General features: G+C 64.8%; 16 protein-coding genes. 7 read left to right on the top strand and 9 right to left on the bottom strand.

Going from position 1 to position 17,576, the window contains the following annotated elements; genetic code table 11:
* Window positions 1-55: 55 nt before the first annotated feature.
* The 3 genes from FJ956_RS05330 (at window position 56) to FJ956_RS05320 (ending at window position 1,819) form a co-directional block, all read left to right on the top strand.
* The gene (locus tag FJ956_RS05330; RefSeq protein ID WP_246681605.1) at window positions 56-643 is read left to right on the top strand and encodes a hypothetical protein; all 588 of its coding nucleotides are present in this window, start codon (window positions 56-58) and stop codon (window positions 641-643) included.
* Between the two features lie 178 nt (window positions 644-821).
* On the top strand, window positions 822-1,364 hold the full coding sequence (gene hpt / locus FJ956_RS05325; RefSeq protein WP_027167478.1) for a hypoxanthine phosphoribosyltransferase: 543 nt from the start codon (window positions 822-824) through the stop codon (window positions 1,362-1,364).
* Window positions 1,365-1,447: 83 nt separating this feature from the next.
* On the top strand, window positions 1,448-1,819 hold the full coding sequence (locus FJ956_RS05320; protein ID WP_140679784.1) for a response regulator: 372 nt from the start codon (window positions 1,448-1,450) through the stop codon (window positions 1,817-1,819).
* On the opposite strand, the gene FJ956_RS05315 is transcribed toward FJ956_RS05320, so the two are convergent.
* Entirely contained in the window at window positions 1,802-2,767 is a 966-nt protein-coding gene (locus tag FJ956_RS05315; RefSeq protein ID WP_140679786.1) for a DMT family transporter, read from the bottom strand. The genes FJ956_RS05320 and FJ956_RS05315 overlap by 18 nt on opposite strands.
* Before the next feature lie 190 nt (window positions 2,768-2,957).
* Between FJ956_RS05315 and FJ956_RS05310 the strand changes: the two genes are divergently transcribed.
* Complete coding sequence (locus tag FJ956_RS05310) at window positions 2,958-3,842, top strand: LysR family transcriptional regulator (protein WP_140679788.1); 885 nt, start codon at window positions 2,958-2,960, stop codon at window positions 3,840-3,842.
* Between the two features lie 52 nt (window positions 3,843-3,894).
* Here the strand turns inward: FJ956_RS05310 and FJ956_RS05305 are convergent, their stop codons facing one another.
* Window positions 3,895-4,917, bottom strand: coding sequence for a permease (locus FJ956_RS05305; RefSeq protein WP_140679791.1), 1,023 nt, complete (start codon window positions 4,915-4,917; stop codon window positions 3,895-3,897).
* A 73-nt stretch (window positions 4,918-4,990) separates the two neighbouring features.
* On the opposite strand from FJ956_RS05305, the gene FJ956_RS05300 reads away from it, so the two are divergent.
* Window positions 4,991-5,863: a LysR family transcriptional regulator gene (locus FJ956_RS05300; protein WP_140679793.1), complete on the top strand. Its 873-nt coding sequence runs from the start codon at window positions 4,991-4,993 to the stop codon at window positions 5,861-5,863.
* 35 nt (window positions 5,864-5,898) lie between these two features.
* On the opposite strand, the gene FJ956_RS05295 is transcribed toward FJ956_RS05300, so the two are convergent.
* Window positions 5,899-8,517, bottom strand: a complete 2,619-nt coding sequence (locus FJ956_RS05295; protein ID WP_140679795.1) for a TIGR02302 family protein — start codon at window positions 8,515-8,517, stop codon at window positions 5,899-5,901.
* A gap of 114 nt (window positions 8,518-8,631) precedes the next feature.
* Window positions 8,632-9,573 carry a threonine/serine dehydratase gene (locus FJ956_RS05290; protein WP_140679797.1) on the bottom strand — a complete coding sequence of 314 codons (942 nt, stop codon included), beginning with the start codon at window positions 9,571-9,573 and terminating at the stop codon, window positions 8,632-8,634.
* 50 nt (window positions 9,574-9,623) lie between these two features.
* Between FJ956_RS05290 and FJ956_RS05285 the strand changes: the two genes are divergently transcribed.
* Window positions 9,624-9,926, top strand: coding sequence for a metalloregulator ArsR/SmtB family transcription factor (locus FJ956_RS05285; RefSeq protein WP_140679799.1), 303 nt, complete (start codon window positions 9,624-9,626; stop codon window positions 9,924-9,926).
* A gap of 16 nt (window positions 9,927-9,942) precedes the next feature.
* Here FJ956_RS05285 and lysA read toward each other — a convergent pair whose 3' ends face one another.
* From lysA to argH, 3 genes are all read right to left on the bottom strand, one after another.
* The gene (gene lysA / locus FJ956_RS05280; protein WP_140679801.1) at window positions 9,943-11,211 is read right to left on the bottom strand and encodes a diaminopimelate decarboxylase; all 1,269 of its coding nucleotides are present in this window, start codon (window positions 11,209-11,211) and stop codon (window positions 9,943-9,945) included.
* Window positions 11,212-11,265: 54 nt separating this feature from the next.
* Window positions 11,266-11,472 (bottom strand): lipoprotein, encoded by a 207-nt coding sequence (locus FJ956_RS05275; RefSeq protein WP_127253283.1) that lies wholly within the window; start codon window positions 11,470-11,472, stop codon window positions 11,266-11,268.
* Between the two features lie 153 nt (window positions 11,473-11,625).
* A complete protein-coding gene (argH, locus tag FJ956_RS05270; RefSeq protein WP_140679803.1) occupies window positions 11,626-13,026 on the bottom strand; it encodes an argininosuccinate lyase in 1,401 nt (466 codons plus the stop codon).
* 32 nt (window positions 13,027-13,058) lie between these two features.
* Here argH and FJ956_RS05265 point away from each other — a divergent pair, with 32 nt between their 5' ends.
* A complete protein-coding gene (locus FJ956_RS05265) occupies window positions 13,059-13,742 on the top strand; it encodes a TlpA disulfide reductase family protein (RefSeq protein ID WP_140679805.1) in 684 nt (227 codons plus the stop codon).
* 5 nt (window positions 13,743-13,747) lie between these two features.
* Here FJ956_RS05265 and FJ956_RS05260 read toward each other — a convergent pair whose 3' ends face one another.
* Window positions 13,748-16,204 (bottom strand): EAL domain-containing protein, encoded by a 2,457-nt coding sequence (locus tag FJ956_RS05260; protein ID WP_140679807.1) that lies wholly within the window; start codon window positions 16,202-16,204, stop codon window positions 13,748-13,750.
* Between the two features lie 159 nt (window positions 16,205-16,363).
* A complete protein-coding gene (locus FJ956_RS05255; RefSeq protein WP_140679809.1) occupies window positions 16,364-17,404 on the bottom strand; it encodes an endonuclease/exonuclease/phosphatase family protein in 1,041 nt (346 codons plus the stop codon).
* Between the last annotated feature and the right edge of the window lie 172 nt (window positions 17,405-17,576).

Below are 17,576 nucleotides of genomic sequence, written 5' to 3'. Positions count from 1 at the left end.
CACTGGTGCCGTAATGGCTGACGAGAGAACCGCGCGCCCTGTTTCCGGCGAAATCATGACCGGCACGGCATCAAATGCCGCGCCGGGGCGCGTCATGTTCGATGCAGCCGACATCGTCGATGCCGATTATGTGGTGCTGCCACGATTTGCCGCGGCGCCGTCGGCGCTCCCGCCGCCGGTCCCGCCGACCCCATCGATGGAAGGCATGGGCATGCTGCGCAAACCGGAGGCCGCACCGTCGCGATCCTCGCGCGGCGGCCCGACGTTCTGGATCGCCGGCGTCGGCATAGCGCTGATCTCTTTCTGGGTGTCGGGCGGTCATGCGCTGGTCCGGCAGAGCCCCTTCTGGGCGACCACGGCGCCAGCGAGCGCGCTCACCATTTCCGACGTGACGTCGCGCATCGATGAATCGGGCCTGAAGCCGGTGCTGTTCGTGGATGGCGAGGCTGCCAATGACGGGATGAGGTCGGAAACGCTGCCGCCGCTCGAGATCCGCGTCACCGACAACAACGCCAACATCATCCGCTACAGGCTGGGGACATCCAACCGTTCGCTGGGGCCGGGCGAAAGATTCGGCTTTTCCAGCCGCCTCGATGTGCCTAAAGACGGCGTCAGGACAGTCTCCGTAATCTTCGCCGGCTAGGTGCGTCGATATTCAGGTGAGGTCGGCCTGCGAACGACGGCTTCCTTCGCTTCCGGTGCTCACGTACTTAAAGTACGCTCCGCTCCGGTTCTCGGAAGCCATCGTTCTCGACTCGCCCTGACCTGAATCTCGACACACCTAGCGCCTGGCGTCCTAGGTGATTTTGAAGGACGAAAGAATGCCAGTTGTGCGCGGCAAGGACATCGAGGTCCTGTTTTCGGCGTCGGCGATCGCGCGCCGCAATCTCGAGCTCGCCAAGGAAATCGCCGGGCGCGATTACCACGACCTGCTGGTGATCTCGATCCTCAAGGGCTCGTTCGTCTTCGCCGCCGATCTCATCCGCGCCATGCATGATGTCGGCCTGTCGCCGGAAGTCGAGTTCATCTTCATTTCCAGCTACGGCGCCGGCACCACGAGCGGCGAGGTCAGGGTGCTGCGCGATATCGACAATGAGGTCGCCGGCCGCGATGTGCTGTTGATCGACGACATACTGGAATCCGGCAAGACGCTTTCCTTCACCCGCGACCTGATGCTTTCGCGCGGCGCCAAGAGCTGCGCCATTGCCGTGCTGCTCGACAAGCGGATGCGCCGCCAGACCTCGCTCAACGCCGACTATGTCGGCTTCGACTGCCCGGACTATTTCGTCGTCGGCTACGGCATGGATGTCGCCCATGCCTTCCGCGAGCTGCCGTTTGTCGGGGTGGTGAAGGGCGACGCCTGAAGGGGCGTTGAGGTCACCTCGAAAAGCCGCCGTTCGTTAGAATTTTCAGAAAACGTCAACGTTTCGGCGGCATCTATCTCGGCATGGCAAAGCTTCTGATCGTCGAGGACGATGAGTCCGTCCGCACCCTCGCCGCCCGCGCGCTCGAACGCGACGGCCATAACGTCACCATCGCCACCGACGGCGCGCAGGGGCTGGACATGATCCGGCAGGCCCGTGGCGGCTACGATCTGGTGGTGTCCGACATCCGCATGCCGGAGATGGACGGCATCGAGATGGCGACTGCCGCCGCGCGCGAGTTCCCGACGATGAGGATCATGCTGATGACCGGCTACGCCGATCAGCGCGAGCGCGCCGAGGAACTCAACGGCATCATCCTTGATGTCGTGCAAAAGCCGTTCACGCTGGCCGAGATCCGCGCCCGCGTCGGCAAGGCATTAAGCTGCTTCGCTTGAGACCGCATCGGTCGTAACAGGGACGGCCGGCGCGGCCCTTCGCCGACGCCCGCCGCCGAGCGCAAGCAGGCCCGCGCCGATGATCAGTGCCGCGCCGAGCACGGTCGTTTCGCGCGGCACCTCGGCGAAGAACAGGAACCCCCACAGCGGCGACCACAGGATGCCGGTGTATTCGAACGTGGCGACGCGATTGGCCGGCGCCATGCGGTAGGCCTGCGACAGCAGGATCATGCCGGCGGAAGCGACGAAACCGCAGGCGGCCATCTTCAGGAAATCCGGCATCGTCGGCCATACCCAGGGCCGCACCAGGAATTCGACGCTCGGATGCGCCGCATGGGTGATGCCGGCGAGATGAAAGACGGCTGCGACGGCAACGGCGCCGCTGAGATAGGCGCCGTTCTGGTAGAAGGCCATCACCGTCGATGATTCGGTGTCGCCGATGCGGCGCGCCATCAACTGCGAAAAGCCGTAGAGGAAGGCCGAGCCCAGCGACAGCAGCGCCGCCCAGTCGAACACGCCGGCGCCCGGACGCACCATCACAAGCACGCCGATCAGGCCGATCAGCACCGTCGCCAGCGTCTTCCACGAGACTCGCTCGCCGAGATAGGGACCGGCCATGGCCATGATGAACAACGGCGCCATGAAATAGAGCGCCACCGCGTCGGCCAGCGGCAGGGCGGCGATCGCCAGATAATAGACCGTGTAGGACGAAAACTGGATGAAGGCGCGCAGCGTCAGCATGCCTGCCCGCTTCGACAGCACCGCTTTCAGGCCGACATCGGCCTGGACGAGCACGATCAGGATCGGCAGCGCGACGATGGCGCGGATCGCCATCACCTCGGTCACCGGATAGCCGCTCGACACCGCCTTCACCAGCGGATCCTGCAGCGAAAAGACCAGCACGCCGAGGCAGAGGCTCAAAATGCCAAGCACCGTCCGGTTCTGCATGATCGATCCAGCGAAAAAGAACCCGCCACCATTTTCAGGCAGCGGGTACGAGTGAGGACTCTTCGAATTGGTCCGCTGCCGATTTCGCGACCGCATATCCAATGGGTGCAGCGACTATCCTGCGGCGTTTGACATCTTGCAAACGAATTGGAATGATGCCAGCAATCAAATTTTCTTATGGCGGAAATCGATGAAGCCCGTGCTCGACAGCGACCTCCTGCGGACCTTCGTGGCGGTGGCCGAAACCGGCAATTTCACACGCGCGGCGGAGAAAGCCGGGCGCACGCAATCGGCCGTGTCGATGCAGATGAAGAAGCTGGAGGACATGGTCGGCGACGATCTGTTCGAGCGCGGCTCGCGCGGCGTGGCATTGACGCGCCGCGGCAGCGAATTGATCTCGAACGCGCGGCGGATCGTCTCACTGCTCGACGAGACGGCCGCCTCGCTGGTGGCGCCGCCGCTCGGCGGGCTGGTGCGCATCGGCATCCCGGCCGAATATGGCCGCTCGATCCTGTCGCGGGCGCTCGGCGAATTCGCCAAGCGCCATCCGCGCGTCGAGGTCACGGTGCGCTACGCGCATTCTGATTCGCAGGTAAGGGCGCTCGCGGCCGGCGAGCTCGATCTCGCGGTTGTGTTCGAATGGGAGGGCTCTTCCGGCGGCGAGGTGCTGATGCACGACCCCACGGTGTGGGTGACCTCGACGCTGCACCACATGCATGAGGAACGGCCGGTGCCGATCGCGCTTTACAGCCGCAACGGCTGGTGCCGCGACTTCGCGATCAAGTCGCTGCAGCAGCGCGGCCTCGACTACCGGGTCGCTTATACGAGCGACACCAATGGCGGCCTGACGCTCGCCGTCACTTCCGGCCTGGCGATCGCGCCGATCTCGCGCAGCAACATCCCGGACGATTGCCGCGAGCTGACGGTCGCCGACGGCTTCGGCGACATCGATTCCTCCAACGTCGTCCTGCACCGCAATCCGCTGGCGACGGGCGAAGCGATCGACGGCATGGAGAATGCGATCCGCGAGGCTTTCATGCTGACAAGGCAGACGGGCGCGGCGGTCGGACTTTAGAGCCGGAGTGCACCCAATCCGGCGGGTCATCTAGCCCTGCGGCTTTCGGTGCTCACGAAAAAAGCGCCCAGAGCGCCTGGAAGACATAGCCAATGACCAATGATCCGGAAACCGCGAGCGCGACGAACAGGACGATCGTTGCCGGTCTGAGGACCAAAGCGACTGCCATGACGCCCCAAATGCTCACCGCGCCCCCTGAGACGAGGAGCGCCATTGCCGCGCCGGGTGACATGCCGAGAGCAAGCAAAGCTTGAACCAGTGGCAGTGCCGCAAGACCATCGAAATACATCGGTGCGCCGACCAGCACGGCAAGGGGGATGGCATAATGAGAGTTTGCACCGACGTAAGCGGTGAGTACCTCGGGCGGCAGAAGATCGCGCAGCAGGAATTCAGCCGAAAAGGCAAACGTCAAACAAGTCACGACGGTTCCAGTCGTGGAAACGAGATTTTCTCCAAATGCACGCATACGCGCCGGTTCGCGCCAAATTCTGAAAGATAAGCCCGTTGACATGCATGTGCCACATAGTCCCACCTGCCTGATGCCCGATGCCCGCAACGGGTTTTGGACCATCTGCGTACGGGCCAGCAGAGCTGTCATCGCGCCCGAAAAGACTCCCAGCGCAAACGCCGCAAGCAACTTTCCAATGGCGAATCCAGGGCCGAGTAGTGCCCAGGTCGCGGTGAGCATGGTGGGTCCGGTAACAGGCGAGGAAAGCCAAAATGCCATAATGGGCGCAAGCGGAACGCCCGAAGCAAGAAGCCCTGTCGTGAGTGGCAGCACCGTCACGCCGCACACGGGTATCACGGTGCCGATTGCCGATGCGATAAAAACAGTTGCGATGGGCCGGCCCTTGAACCACCGAGCTGTAAGGGTCGCCGCCCCACTGGCCGCAACCCATGCTGAAATAACAAGCCCGATTGCAATCATCAACGCGACGTCCGTGAAACTCTGCAGGACGAAGTGGACCGTCTCATTGACCCTTTGCGGCCAGGTAAGTGCTACAGCGACTGCAACAGCAGTGGCGGTCGTCAGGATGAGTTTCTTTCGTTGAAGCCTCGCGAGCGTGACGATCATGGCACTACTCTCTTTGTGGCATCTATAGAACGCCTGTCTTCCATATGTGAAACGAATAGCTTAAATATCAGCTATGAGCATTGACGATGGGAAAAGCGCTCAACTGGACAGCGAATTGCTGCGTACGTTCCTCTCTGTGGCCAAGGCTGGGAGCCTTAGCGGGGGCGCGGCTCGCCTGTTCCGAACGCAGTCCGCTGTCAGCCTCCAGGTGCAGAAGCTGGAGAGTGCCATCGGGCAACGCGTATTTGAAAGGCATGGGCGCGGAGTTGCCATGACTGCTGCTGGCGAGCGCTTACTACCCGTCGCCCGCGATGTCGTAGAAATGCTGAACCAGGTGGTGGCCGATCTGCGCGGGTTGCCAGCCGAAGAGGAAGTCCGACTCGGTATACCCGAGGAATATGGCGACACGATTCTACCGTCTATTTTGGCCACCTTTACGCAGGAGGAGCCTGCGGCTCGAATTTTCGTGCGATGCAGTTCGAGCATGGAGTTTCCGCATGCGCTCGCTGCCGGCGAATTGGATATCGCCTTGCACTCGCCTGAGCGCATCTCGAACGGCGACGTCGTTGTTCATAGTGAGCGAGCCGTGTGGGCCGGCTCCGCTTTCCACAGTGTCGAGACCCGGCGACCTCTGCCCGTTGCGCTGTTCGACAAGGCTTGCTGGTGGAGAGAGCGCTGTCTCGACCTCCTTCGGAAATCCGGACTGGACTATCAGATCGTTTGCACCAGTCAGAGCGTCTCAGGGGTTCGGGCCGCGATCGCTGCGGGAGTCGCGATCGGCGTATTGCCGCAAAGCACCCTGACCGATCGTATCAGGGCGCTGAGCGATGAGAAGCTGCCTCAGCTAGGCGAAACGCATCTGGTGCTCAGCGGCTCACCGAAAGCTCCTCGACACCTAGCCGACAAATTGGCCGCGATCATCTCACGGACGTTCGAGGGAAGTTAGCCGTGCGCCACCGTGCGCAACGGAACGGGTGGGCTTTATTTCAGCTCCAGCAGCCGCTCGAGATAGCTGCGCTCGATATCGGGGCTGAGCGCATTGCCGAGCCGCTTGCGGATGGCGTCGAGGATCTGGCGCGCGCGCTGCACGTCGATCTCGTCGGGAACCTTGACCGAGGTGCCGTCGTCGGGGCCGTTGGTGGCGCGCGGCCGTCCCAGCGGATCGCGGTCGGCGTCCTGCTGGCGGCCGCCCTGCTCGCTGCCGCCCTGATCGCCCTGCATGGCCTGCATCTGTTTCATCATATCCTTGGCGCCACGGCGCAGCGCCTCCAGCGCGCGGCCCTGGTGGCCGACGGCCTGGTCGCCGTCGCCCTGGCCAAGCGATTGCTCGGCATTGCCCATCGACTTGCCGGCCTCGCCGAAGCCCTCATTGGGCTCCATGCCCATGCCCTCGAGCCCCTTCTTCAGCTGGTCGAGCTCACTCTGCAGCTGGCCTTGGCCTTCCTGTAGCTGCTTCAGCGCGTCGGCCAGGTCCTTTGGCGACATTTTCGGCCGTCCGAGCGGATCGCGATCCTGGCCGGGGCCTGGCCGCTGTTCGTCCTGACCCTGCTGCTGCTCGCCATCCTCGCCGAACTGTTGTTCGCCATTGTCGCGTGAGCCACGCTGCATCTGGTCCAGCCGGAAGGTGTCGTTCATCATTTCCTGCTGGCGGCGCATGATGTCGCCAAGCTTGTCCATCTGCTGGCGCATCTCGCTGTCCTGCTCGCCGCCCTGCTGCTGGCGGCCGGCCTGCAGGTTGTTCATCATGTCCTGCAGCTCGGAGAGAAGCTGCTGGGCCTTGTCGCGATCACCCGATTTGGCCAGGTTCTCGATCTGGTCCATCATGCGGTCGATGTCGCTCTGGCGCAGCTCGCGGCCGTTCTGCTGCATCTGCGGCGCGTTCGGGTTCTGCTGCGCGCGCTGGGCGAATTCCTGCAGGAACTGGTTCATCGCCTCGCGCAGTTCCTTCATCGCCTTCTCGATCTCCTGATCGCTGGCGCCGTTCTTGATGGCATCCTGCAACGCCTGCTGCGCCTGGCGCAGCCGCCGCTCGGCGGCCGACAGATTGCCTTCCTCGATGCCGAGCGCGATCTCCCACAGATAGGACACGACGTTGCGCAGCTGGTCGTCGCTCTCGGAGAGCTTCAGCCGGCTCCTCGCGCTCATGACGGCGAGATAGTTCGACATGTTGTCGAACGTGTCCTCGGGACGCAGCGTGATCGCGTCCATCAGGTCAAGGACGCGCGGCTTGGCATTGGTGTCGAGCGCCAGCAGCCGGCGCTGCTCGATCACCGCGCGCGCAAGCGGATTGGCGAAAGGCCGCTCCGGCATCACCAGCGTCTTGGTTTCGCTGGCCGCGGTGTGGCCGGCGTCGTCCGTGGCAGTGAGCGTCAGCTTGATGTTGGTGCCGGCCCAGACATGCTCGGTCAAGTCCTTGGTCGTCTTGGCCGCGTTCGCCTTGCCGCCGCGGCGCGGCAGCGTCAGCGGCATGTCGGGCGCGCCGTAGAGCGGATGGGCGTTGGCAGCCGGCGGGTCCGATGGCTCGAAAACGGCCTTGGCGGAGGCGGCACCGTAGTCGTCGTCGATCTGGTAGTTCAGCTCGATGGCGCCGTTGACCGCGCGCTTCGGCTCGCCGACGAAGCGGATCGTCGGCGGCTTGTCGGGAATGACGGCAAAGGCCCAGTGGCCGAGATCGCCCTCGCCGGATTTCAGCGTCAGCGTGCCGTTGGTGTTCAGCTTGCCGGAGAACTGTCGCACCTTTGGCGCCGTCTGGCTGGCGGCGGCGGGCGTGGTCCCTTTGGCTACGGGGCGCGCCGCTGGCTCGATGGCGCGGTCATTGCCGCCTTGATCGGCATAGCTCAGCGTTTCCTCGCCCGAGCCGCCAGTGACGCGCAGCGAAACGTCGCTGCCTTGCGGGACGGAAAAGGTCTGGACGGCCTGGTTGGCATCGGCGGTCAGGAACAGCGGCGCCTTGCCGGTATAGGCGGGCGGCGTCACCCAGGCGTCGATGCGCGGCGGCACGGCGTCGTGCGCGGCGCGGGCGACAAAAGCGTCGCTGACCCTGCCGCCAAAGGGTCCGAAGGAGAAGGCCAAAGCCGTGACGAACAGCAGCCCCGCCACGGCGCGCAGGCCCCAGCGGTCGTAGTCCGGCACGCCGGTGCGCGGCCGGTCGGCGCCGAGGCTCGAAAGCCGCTCGGCCATGCGCTTCTGGTGCTCGCGCCACAGCGCCTGCGAGAAGATGCTGTCGGCGCCGCTTGGCCGGTCGGTCTGCACCTGCACCGGGCTGTGCAGCAATTCGTTCGCCGCCTCGATGCGCCGGTCGATCTCGGCTGCCGAGGGCATGCGGAAGAAACGAAGCGGATAGAACGCCGCGACCGCCGCCAGCGCGAACAGGATCAGAAAGCTGATGCGCACGACGTCCGGCAGACGCGGGAACAGGCCGAACCACGAAAAGCTGAGGAACAGGCCGGCGACGACCAGCAATGGCAGCACGAGCGGCCAAGCGCGCTCGAAGGTCATCGAGGCCCGCGTCGCCAACCGGCTGAGCGCCAGACGCCCGGCCAACCCGCGTCCACCGCTGGCCCGGCCGCGTTCGCCGCTGGAAATGGGTCGTTCGGTCATCGGCCCTTCCTGCCCGGGCACGATAGCCCGGACGTCATCAGCAGAAGGATACCAACAAACACGGCAAAGGCGAGGCGGGTTCCAAAAACGTGAAGCGGTTTGGCCCGGTTATGATCAGAAATTGGCGGGATTCGTGTTGGAACCGCAGACGAGGACCGCTACGCGCTCGCCCTCCGCCGGCACATAGCGTTCGGAAAGCATGGCGGCGAAGGCCGCGGCGCCACCGGGCTCGGCGATGATTCGCACGCGATCCCACAGCGCTTTCTGCGCCGCGACGATGTCGTCGTCGCTGACCAGGATCGAGCGTTCGACGAAGGCCTCGGCGATCGGGAACATCATTTCGCCGACGCGCTTCGGCGCCAGCGAATCGGCGGCGATGCCTTCGGCGGGTGCATCGACTGGCTGGCCGGCCTCCAAGGCGCGGTAAAGTGTCGGCGCCCCTTCCGGCTCGATGGCGACGATGCGGATGCGCCCCGAGAACCAGGCGGCAATGCCGCCGATCAGGCCGCCGCCGCCCACGGCGACCAGCAGCGTGTCGATTTCGGGCAGGTCGGCTTCGATCTCCAGGCCGAGCGTGCCCTGGCCGAGCAGCGTTTCCTCCTGGTTGAAGGCGTGGATCTGCAGGGCGCCGGTCCTGGCCGCGAAATCCTCGCTGGCGGCGAGTGCCTCTGCATAACGCGCGCCGCCGACCACCAGCTCGGCGCCGTAGCCGCGAATGCGCGCGAGCTTCGCCGGCGGGCTGACCTCCGGCACGAAGATGGTCGCCTTGTGGCCGAGCTTCAAGGCGGCGTAAGCGACGGCCGCGCCATGATTGCCGCCGGACGCGGCGACCACGCCGGCTTCGGGCACCTGGCGTTCGAGCAGGTTGGTGAAGGCGCCGCGCGCCTTGAAGGAGCCGGAGTGCTGCAGGCATTCAAGCTTCAGGTCGACCGGAAAGGCCGTCCGGCCGAAATCCGCCATGTCGACGCGCATCACCGGCGTGTGACGGACATATGGCCGGATGCGCGGTTCGACTGCGGCGATGCGTTCGCGCGTGATCGTCCTGGTGTTCAACATGACCTGCTCCTCGGGATTGACTTCAATTAGTAACTTAGCAAAATAGCTAAATGCAAGAGGTCGACATCTTCAAGGCGTTTGCCAATGAGCGAAGGCTGCAGATCCTCGAGTGGCTCAAGGATCCGCGCGCGCATTTTCCGCGCCAGGCCGATGGCGACCTGGTCGAGGACGGCGTCTGCGCGCTGCTGATCGCCGAAAAGCTCGGCATTACCCAGGCGACACTGAGCGAGCATATGCGCGTGCTGACCCAGGTCGGCCTGCTCTCGACCAAGCGAACCAAGCAATGGATATTCTATCGCCGCGACGAGGGCCGGATCGCCGAGGCCAAGGCGCTGATCCAAGAGAAGATCTAGCGTCAGGCGGAATGGCCTATTTCAGCCAGTCGGGGATCGAATCCAATCCGATCAGGTCCTCATAGGTCTGGCGCGGCCGCACGACGTGAAAACGGTCGCCGTCGACCAGCACCTCGGGCACCAGGAGCCTGGTGTTGTATGTGCCGGCCTGCACCGCGCCATAGGCGCCGGCGGTGGAAACCGCGATCAGGTCGCCCGACTTCAGCCTCGGCAGGTCGCGGTCGAGGCCGATGAAATCGCCCGTCTCGCAGACCGGGCCGACGACGTCCACCTTCATACGGGGCGCCGAAGCAGGCGGCTGCACCACCGGCCTGATGTCGTGGAAGGCGTCATAGAGCGTCGGCCGGATCAGGTCGTTCATGGCGGCGTCGACGACGAGGAAGTTCTTGGCGTCGCCTTCCTTCACATAGATGACCTCAGACACCAGGATGCCGGCATTGCCGACGATCAGGCGGCCGGGCTCGAACATCACCTTCAGGCCAAGCCTGGTGACGTGCTTCCGGACGATCTCGGCATAGGCGTCGGGAAGCGGCGGCGGACTGTTGTCGACGCGGTAAGGAATGCCGAGGCCGCCGCCGAGATCGACATGCTCGATCGCATGTCCGTCGGCGCGCAGCGCGCCGACCAGTTCGACCAGTAATGCGAAGGCATCGTCGAAAGGCTGCAATTCGGTGATCTGGCTGCCGATATGGGTGTCGATGCCGGTCACCTTGATGCCCGGCAATTGCGCAGCACGGGCATAGACCTGCCGCGCGCGCTGCCACGGAATGCCGAACTTGTTCTCGGCCTTGCCGGTCGAGATCTTCTTGTGGGTCCTGGCATCGACATCCGGATTGATGCGCAGCGAGATGGGCGCCACCTTGCCGAGGGCCACGGCGCGCGCCGACAGCAATTCGAGCTCAGGCTCGGATTCGACATTGAAGCAGAGAATGCCTGCCGAAAGCGCGAAGTCCATCTCGCGCGCGGTCTTGCCGACGCCGGAAAACAGGATCTTGCCGGCCGGGATGCCTGCGGCCAGGGCGCGGCGCAATTCGCCCTCCGAGACCACGTCGGCGCCTGCGCCCTGCCTGGCCAGCGTTCTCAGCACCGCCTGGTTGGAGTTCGCCTTCATGGCGTAGCAGACCAGCGCGTCGAGGCCGGAAAAGGCTTGCCTGAAGACGCGAAAATGCCTGGTCAGCGTCGCTGTTGAATAGCAATAGAAGGGCGTGCCGACCTCGGCTGCGATGTCAGGGATGGCGACGTCCTCGGCATGGAGAACGCCGTCGCGGTAGTCGAAATGGTTCACGGGTTCGGTTCCGGAAGGTTGAAGCTCGATGAGATCGGGTCGATCTCTTCGGCTCTAGAGCAGGGGATCGAGGATGAACTTCCTGTCCTTGACCGGTTTTTCCGGCTCGGGCGGCACCGGCTGCTTGGCCTTTTCCGCATCCTTGCGCGCCTGCTCCGCCGCCTCATAGGGCGTGTCGAGGCCGGTCTTCCTGCCGCAGGCCGTGACGGTGACAACCGCCGCCAGCAGCGCGAGTGTCACCAAAATCCTGCTACGGGTCATCGATCCATCCGTTCGAAACTGATTGCGTGCTGCGCTTTTAGCCGAGTTTTCAGCGCTTTGCATCCCGGCAATTTAAAGCGCAACGCGCTTTAAATCTTTGTTTTGACGCATGTCATTGTCCCAGAACCGCTGCACACTTCTGGGCGACATGCATTAAGCCTTGGCGAGCCGCTTTTTCCAATAGCGGATCTGCTTTCGCACTTCCGACGGCGCGGTGCCGCCGAAGCTTGTGCGGCTCTTCACCGAATTCTGCACGGCAAGCACCGAGAAGATGCCGTCGGTTATGCCTGGATGGATCGAGCGCAGGTCGTCCAGCGAGAGCTTTTCCAGCCCGAGCTTCTTCTCCTCGGCAAGCGCCACGGCGCGGCCGGTGACATGGTGCGCCTCGCGGAAGGGGAGGCCGAGATTGCGCACCAGCCAGTCGGCAAGGTCGGTCGCGGTGGCGTGACCGGCGCCGGCGGCCTTCTTCATGGCGGCGGCGTTGACGGTCATGTCGCGCACCATGCCGGCGGTCGCCGCCAGCATCAGGTCGAGCGTCTCGGCGGCGTCGAAGACCGCTTCCTTGTCTTCCTGCATGTCCTTGCCATAGGTCAGCGGCATGCCTTTCATCACGGTCAGCAGGCCGACGAGGTGGCCGTTGACGCGGCCGGTCTTGCCGCGCACCAGCTCGGCGGCGTCCGGGTTCTTCTTCTGCGGCATGATCGAGGAGCCGGTGGAGAAGGAATCCGATAGGCGGACGAAGCCGAATTGCGGCGTCGACCAGATGATGATCTCCTCGGCGAGCCTGGACAAATGCGTCGCGCAGATCGCGGCAAGGCTCAGGAATTCGAGCGCGAAATCGCGATCCGAAACACTGTCCAGCGAATTGCGCGTCGGCTCGCGGAAACCCAGCGCCTTCGCGGTCATGTGGCGGTCGATGCCGAAGCTGGTGCCGGCAAGCGCCGCCGCGCCGAGCGGGCTTTCGTCCATGCGCTCGATGGCGTCGCGGACGCGCGAGAGGTCGCGGCCGAACATCTCGACATAGGCCATGCAATGGTGGCCGAAGGTCACCGGCTGCGCCGCCTGCATATGGGTGAAGCCGGGCATCACGGTCGCTACATGCTCCTCGGCGCGTTCCAGGAACGCGGCGATCAGGTCCTTCAGCGCCCGGGCGACGCGCTGGCATTCCTGCTTGACCCAGAGCCTGAGATCGACGGCCACCTGGTCGTTGCGCGAGCGGGCGGTGTGCAGGCGTCCCGCCGCCGGGCCGATCAGGTCGGCAAGGCGGGCCTCGACATTCATGTGGATGTCTTCCAGCTTGGTCGAGAATTCGAACGTGCCGGCCTCGATCTCTTTCAGAATCGTGTTCAGCCCGTGAGCGATTTTTTCTTGATCGGCGGCCGAAATAATGCCCGTCTCGGCCAACATCTCGCTATGGGCGATCGATCCGCTTATGTCCTGCGCATAGAGCTTGCGGTCGAAGCCGATCGACGCGTTGATCGCTTCCATGATTGCGGCCGGACCCGAGGCAAAACGTCCGCCCCACATCTGGTTGCTGGCCTTCTTGTCGCTCATCGCTATAACCCGTGCTCCGGAGCAGTTTTAAAATGGCAGACGGCAAGAGATTCTTTTTTCCGGCTACGCGCCTCATCCTCGCCGCCCTGGTGGCGGGCGTGCTGGCGGGCGCGGTCGCGGTATATGTCAGCGAGAGCGGTTCTGGCAACAACGCTCCCGAGAAGGTCGCCGCGGTCGCCGGCAAGGATGACGCCGTCTGCGCGGCGAAGGCAGCACGCGCCAAGACTGTCGCCGCCAAGGCCGTCGGGCAGGTCGCCGCGCTGCAGCCGGCCGACCCGCCGCAGTCGCTGAAGAGCCTTGCCTTCAACGGCCCCGACGGCAAGCCGATGACGCTGGCCGACCATGCCGGCAAGACGGTGCTGCTCAATCTATGGGCGACATGGTGCGCGCCGTGCCGTGCCGAGATGCCAGCGCTCGATGCGCTGCAGAAGGAGAAGGGCAGCAAGGCCTTCGAGGTGGTCGCGGTCAATGTCGACACCGGCGACGACGCGAAGCCCAAGAAGTTCCTCAAGGAGATCGGTGTTCAAACGCTTGGTTTCTACCGGGACCCGACGATCGCCCTGTTCAATGAAGTCAAGACGCGCGGGCTGGCGCTCGGACTTCCCGTGACCATGCTGATCGACGCGGATGGCTGCCTGATCGCGCATATGAACGGCCCGGCCGAATGGTCGAGCCCTGACGCCAAGCGGCTGGTGGAAGCGGCGCTGGAACCTTGATCGTATCAGGCCGAGCGCGCCGCCGCGGCAGGCTCGAGCATCAGGATGCTGCCGCCGCTCCTGACGCCGGCAGGCTTGACGCCGTCATCGGCGGCCGGAACGCCCGTCAGCTCGCCGAACGCCTCGATCGGGCCAGGCCTGCCGAGATAATATCCCTGGCCGATGTCGCAATCCTCGGCATCGAGAAAGCGCAGCTCGTCCAGCGTCTCGACGCCTTCGGCCAGGACCGGCAGGCCGAGGCCGCGCCCCAAACCCAGCACGGCGCGCACGATGGTCGCCACCTGGTCGTTGCGGTCGACCGATTTGATGAAGGATCCGTCGATCTTGATCTTGTCGAACGGGAAGGCGCGCAGGTTGGACAGCGACGAATAGCCGGTGCCGAAATCGTCCATCGCCACGCGCACGCCGAGCGCCTTGATCTGGCGCAAGGTGGCCAGCGCCCGCGGCATGTCCTTCACCAGCGCCGTCTCGGTGATCTCGAGCTCGAGCCGGCCCGCCGCCAGGCCTGAACGAAGCAGCACCTCATGCACCCGGCGGCTGAAATCGGGATTGTGGAGCTGCACCGCCGAGACGTTGACGGCGACCGTCAGCGGGTTCTTCCATGTCGCGGCCTCCTTGCAGGCCGTCGCCAGCACCCACTCGCCGATCTGGGCGATCGAACCGCTATCCTCGGCCACCGGGATGAACACCGAGGGCGGAACCTCTCCGCGTTCGGGATGCTGCCAGCGGAGCAAGGCCTCGAAGCCGATCATCCTGCCGCTGCTGATTTCCTTCTGCGGCTGGTAGACGAGCCGGAATTCGCCGCGCGCCACGGCCTGGCGCAAGTCCTGCTCCATGATGCGCCGGTCTCGCGCCTCGGCGCCCATCGAGGCCTCGAAGTAGCGGAAGGTATCCTTGCCCTCGGCCTTGGCGCGGTAGAGCGCGGTGTCGGCATGGCTGACCAGCGACGCCTGTTCGTCGGCGTCGAGCGGGTAGAGCGCGATGCCGATGCTGGCCGACACCATGCCGCCGGGCGACAGCCGGTTTTCCTGACGCAGCGCCGAAAGCACCGCTTCGGCAATGCGGCCGGCCGCCTGCGGGTCGGGAAGATTGGGGGCGATGATGGCGAATTCGTCGCCGCCGAGCCGGGCCAGCAACTGGCCGTGGCGCAGCACCCCGGAGGCGCAGTGAGCCACGTTCTGCAGCACGGCGTCGCCGGCGGCGTGGCCGAAGAGGTCGTTCACCTCCTTGAACCGGTCGAGATCGAGAAGCATGAGCGCCAGCTGGCCACCCTTGCCGCTGTCTCTGCCGCCCGGCACGGACGCGGCGATCTCGGCTTCCAGGCGGCCGGTGAAACTGCGGCGATTGGCAAGACCGGTGAGCGGGTCGTAATGCGCGAGGCGCATGATCTCCTGCTCTGCCTTCCGGCGCTCGCGGATGTCGCGGACGGCAACGACCAGATGCGGCTTGCCGCAATAGTCGATGCTCCTGGCGATCAGTTCCACCGGAATCCGGCTTTCGTCCTGGCCGCGGAGGTCGACTTCCTGCGCCTGTCCGTTGCCGGCGACGACGGCGGAGGCAATCCGCTCGCCGAACAGGTCGCCCAGCGTCATCGCGTTCAGCGTGCCGGCGGCGATGCCGCTCAGCGCAGCGATGCTGTCATTGGCGCTGACGATGCGGCTGCCGTCGCAGACGATGAGGCCTTCGACGGCGGCATTGGCGAGGCCGTGCATACGCTCCGCCTCGATCCTGTGGCGGCGGAAGCGCAGGTCGATCCATAGCGCCGTGGCCGACAGCACCAGGATGACGAGGCTTGCCGCCGCGGCGGCAAAGGCCTGCGACATCGGCGCAATCGTGAATTTCGAGATCTCGATCGAGGAATCCGGGTAGATCGAGACGGCGGCCATGGCGATGAAATGCAGCGTGCAGATCGCCAGGGTGAGCAGCACAGCGCCGGCGACCGTCGCCTGTATGGACGGCCGGCGAAGCACGACAAGCATGGAGAGCGCGGCAAGCGTTACGCCCGATACCAACGAAGCGGCGACCAGCAGCCGGTTCCAGACGATCCGGCCTTCGACTTCGAAAGCCGCCATGCCGGTATAATGCATCGCCGCAATGCCGATGCCGAGCACGGCGCCGCCGACGAGGTAGTGGTCGATGCCACGGCGCACCGTCGCGATCCACATACCGGCCGCGGTCAGGACGACGGACATCGCCAGCGAAGCCACCGAAAGCTCGGCGTTGTAGGCGTTGGGTATTCCCGGCGTGAAGGCGATCATGGCGATGAAGTGCGTCGCCCATATGCCGAAACCGGTCGACGCGGCTGCAATCAGCAGCCACGCATGACGGTTTCGGCTCGTCGATTGGTCGACATGGCGAAGCAGGTTGACGGCGGAGAAACAGGAGATTCCGCAAATGAGCGCGGCCAGTGCCACCAGTCTCAGATCGTGCTCGTTCACGATGCAATTATAGACGGTCAGCATCTTGCTTCACCTGATCTTCCCGCATCAATCAAGGCAACGTGATTGATTAGGGCCGGACGGCTGAAGAATCGATTATGCTGCCCGCAACCGTTGCGTGCTTTCCAGGTTGTATTGATGCCGGAACGATCTCGGGGTCGAATGTATCGATCCGGGAGGCCGTTACGTCACCTGCACCGTGACCACCAGCGCCTCGTGATCGGCGCTCGGGCTGCCGTCCGGCAAGACCGCCGGCAGCGTCGCCGGCGCGCTTGCCGTGAGGCCGCGGGTGAAGAACCAGTCGATATGGCCGGCTGGCGTCAAGTCGCCGGCCGCGCGGCGCTGGGTCGGCTTGTCCAGCGCGTTGGCATCGCGCCAGTCATAACCGCGCCCGGCCATGATCGCGAAGAGGGGCTCGTGGCGGTCGGGGCACATCAGCCGATCCGGTTCGGCGTCGATGCGCCCCTGCCACGCGGCCGGATCGGCGTGACGCTCTTCATAGGTGGCGGTCAGCGTGTTGAAGTCGCCGCCGATCAGGACCGGCGCCTCCGCGTCATACCTGTCGATGGCGTCGAGGAGATGGCGCGTCTGGTCGGCGCGGCCGGCCGGCGTGGTGCGGTTTTCGAGATGCACCGAAACGACGGTGACCCGGCGGTCGCCGACCATCACCTGGCCGCCAAGCGCCATGCGGCCGCCGATGCGCGGCTGGCCGTGCTCCGGCAGGAACCAGGCGCCGGCCGCGTCCAGGCGAATGAGAAAAGGCCGCAGCAGCGGAACGGCGCTGGTCACGGCATTGCCATGGAAGCCCTCAATGTTCTCGGCGCCGCCATTTGCCGCTTGTTCCGTCTCATTGCCGGTGCCGAGTTCCAGGAACTCGACGCCATAGGCGTAGGAGTGGCTCAGACGATCGGCAAGCCGGCTCAACAGATGGCCGTTGCCGGAACGCGCCATGCCCTTGTCGACTTCGGACAGCAGCACGACGTCCGGTGCCCGGCCGGCGATCGTTGCGGCGATGGCATCGACATGGCGGAGCCGCTCGACGTTCCAGGCCATGACGGTCAGGTTCCCGCCGACGCTCTCACGCGACGCCTGGCCGCCGATCTCGATCTCGCCCAGGGCGGGCACGGCGGCGGCGTGGCGCAGATGGGTGGCGCTGTCGCGCGGTCCGTTCCGCATCGCGTTGCGGAGGGCGACAGGCACGTGCGTGAGCTGCGGGACCAGCATGTCTCTTCTCATCCAGTTAGCCGGTTAATCACGGAAGGTCTTTTCGCCGCTTGGCGGCGCCCTAGCTTCCTAGAGCGCCGATGTGACGTTTTCATGCCGGCGCGACCGCTGCCAGGGGGAGGAGAGATTGGCTGTCCACAGGGCCTCAGGGTCACAACAGAACTGTCACATA

It is taken from the genome of Mesorhizobium sp. B2-4-3, assembly GCF_006442815.1.
Lineage (GTDB): Bacteria > Pseudomonadota > Alphaproteobacteria > Rhizobiales > Rhizobiaceae > Mesorhizobium.
This window is presented reverse-complemented; position numbering and strand designations above follow the sequence as displayed.

Excerpts from the sequence above, each read along its gene's own strand:
- FJ956_RS05330 (WP_246681605.1), top strand. The coding sequence starts at position 56 with ATGACCGGCACGGCATCAAATGCCGCGCCGGGGCGCGTCATGTTCGAT.
- hpt (WP_027167478.1), top strand. The coding sequence starts at position 822 with ATGCCAGTTGTGCGCGGCAAGGACATCGAGGTCCTGTTTTCGGCGTCG.
- FJ956_RS05320 (WP_140679784.1), top strand. The coding sequence starts at position 1,448 with ATGGCAAAGCTTCTGATCGTCGAGGACGATGAGTCCGTCCGCACCCTC.
- FJ956_RS05315 (WP_140679786.1), bottom strand. The coding sequence starts at position 2,767 with ATGCAGAACCGGACGGTGCTTGGCATTTTGAGCCTCTGCCTCGGCGTG.
- FJ956_RS05310 (WP_140679788.1), top strand. The coding sequence starts at position 2,958 with ATGAAGCCCGTGCTCGACAGCGACCTCCTGCGGACCTTCGTGGCGGTG.
- FJ956_RS05305 (WP_140679791.1), bottom strand. The coding sequence starts at position 4,917 with ATGATCGTCACGCTCGCGAGGCTTCAACGAAAGAAACTCATCCTGACG.
- FJ956_RS05300 (WP_140679793.1), top strand. The coding sequence starts at position 4,991 with ATGAGCATTGACGATGGGAAAAGCGCTCAACTGGACAGCGAATTGCTG.
- FJ956_RS05295 (WP_140679795.1), bottom strand. The coding sequence starts at position 8,517 with ATGACCGAACGACCCATTTCCAGCGGCGAACGCGGCCGGGCCAGCGGT.
- FJ956_RS05290 (WP_140679797.1), bottom strand. The coding sequence starts at position 9,573 with ATGTTGAACACCAGGACGATCACGCGCGAACGCATCGCCGCAGTCGAA.
- FJ956_RS05285 (WP_140679799.1), top strand. The coding sequence starts at position 9,624 with ATGCAAGAGGTCGACATCTTCAAGGCGTTTGCCAATGAGCGAAGGCTG.
- FJ956_RS05275 (WP_127253283.1), bottom strand. The coding sequence starts at position 11,472 with ATGACCCGTAGCAGGATTTTGGTGACACTCGCGCTGCTGGCGGCGGTT.
- argH (WP_140679803.1), bottom strand. The coding sequence starts at position 13,026 with ATGAGCGACAAGAAGGCCAGCAACCAGATGTGGGGCGGACGTTTTGCC.
- FJ956_RS05265 (WP_140679805.1), top strand. The coding sequence starts at position 13,059 with ATGGCAGACGGCAAGAGATTCTTTTTTCCGGCTACGCGCCTCATCCTC.
- FJ956_RS05260 (WP_140679807.1), bottom strand. The coding sequence starts at position 16,204 with ATGCTGACCGTCTATAATTGCATCGTGAACGAGCACGATCTGAGACTG.
- FJ956_RS05255 (WP_140679809.1), bottom strand. The coding sequence starts at position 17,404 with ATGCTGGTCCCGCAGCTCACGCACGTGCCTGTCGCCCTCCGCAACGCG.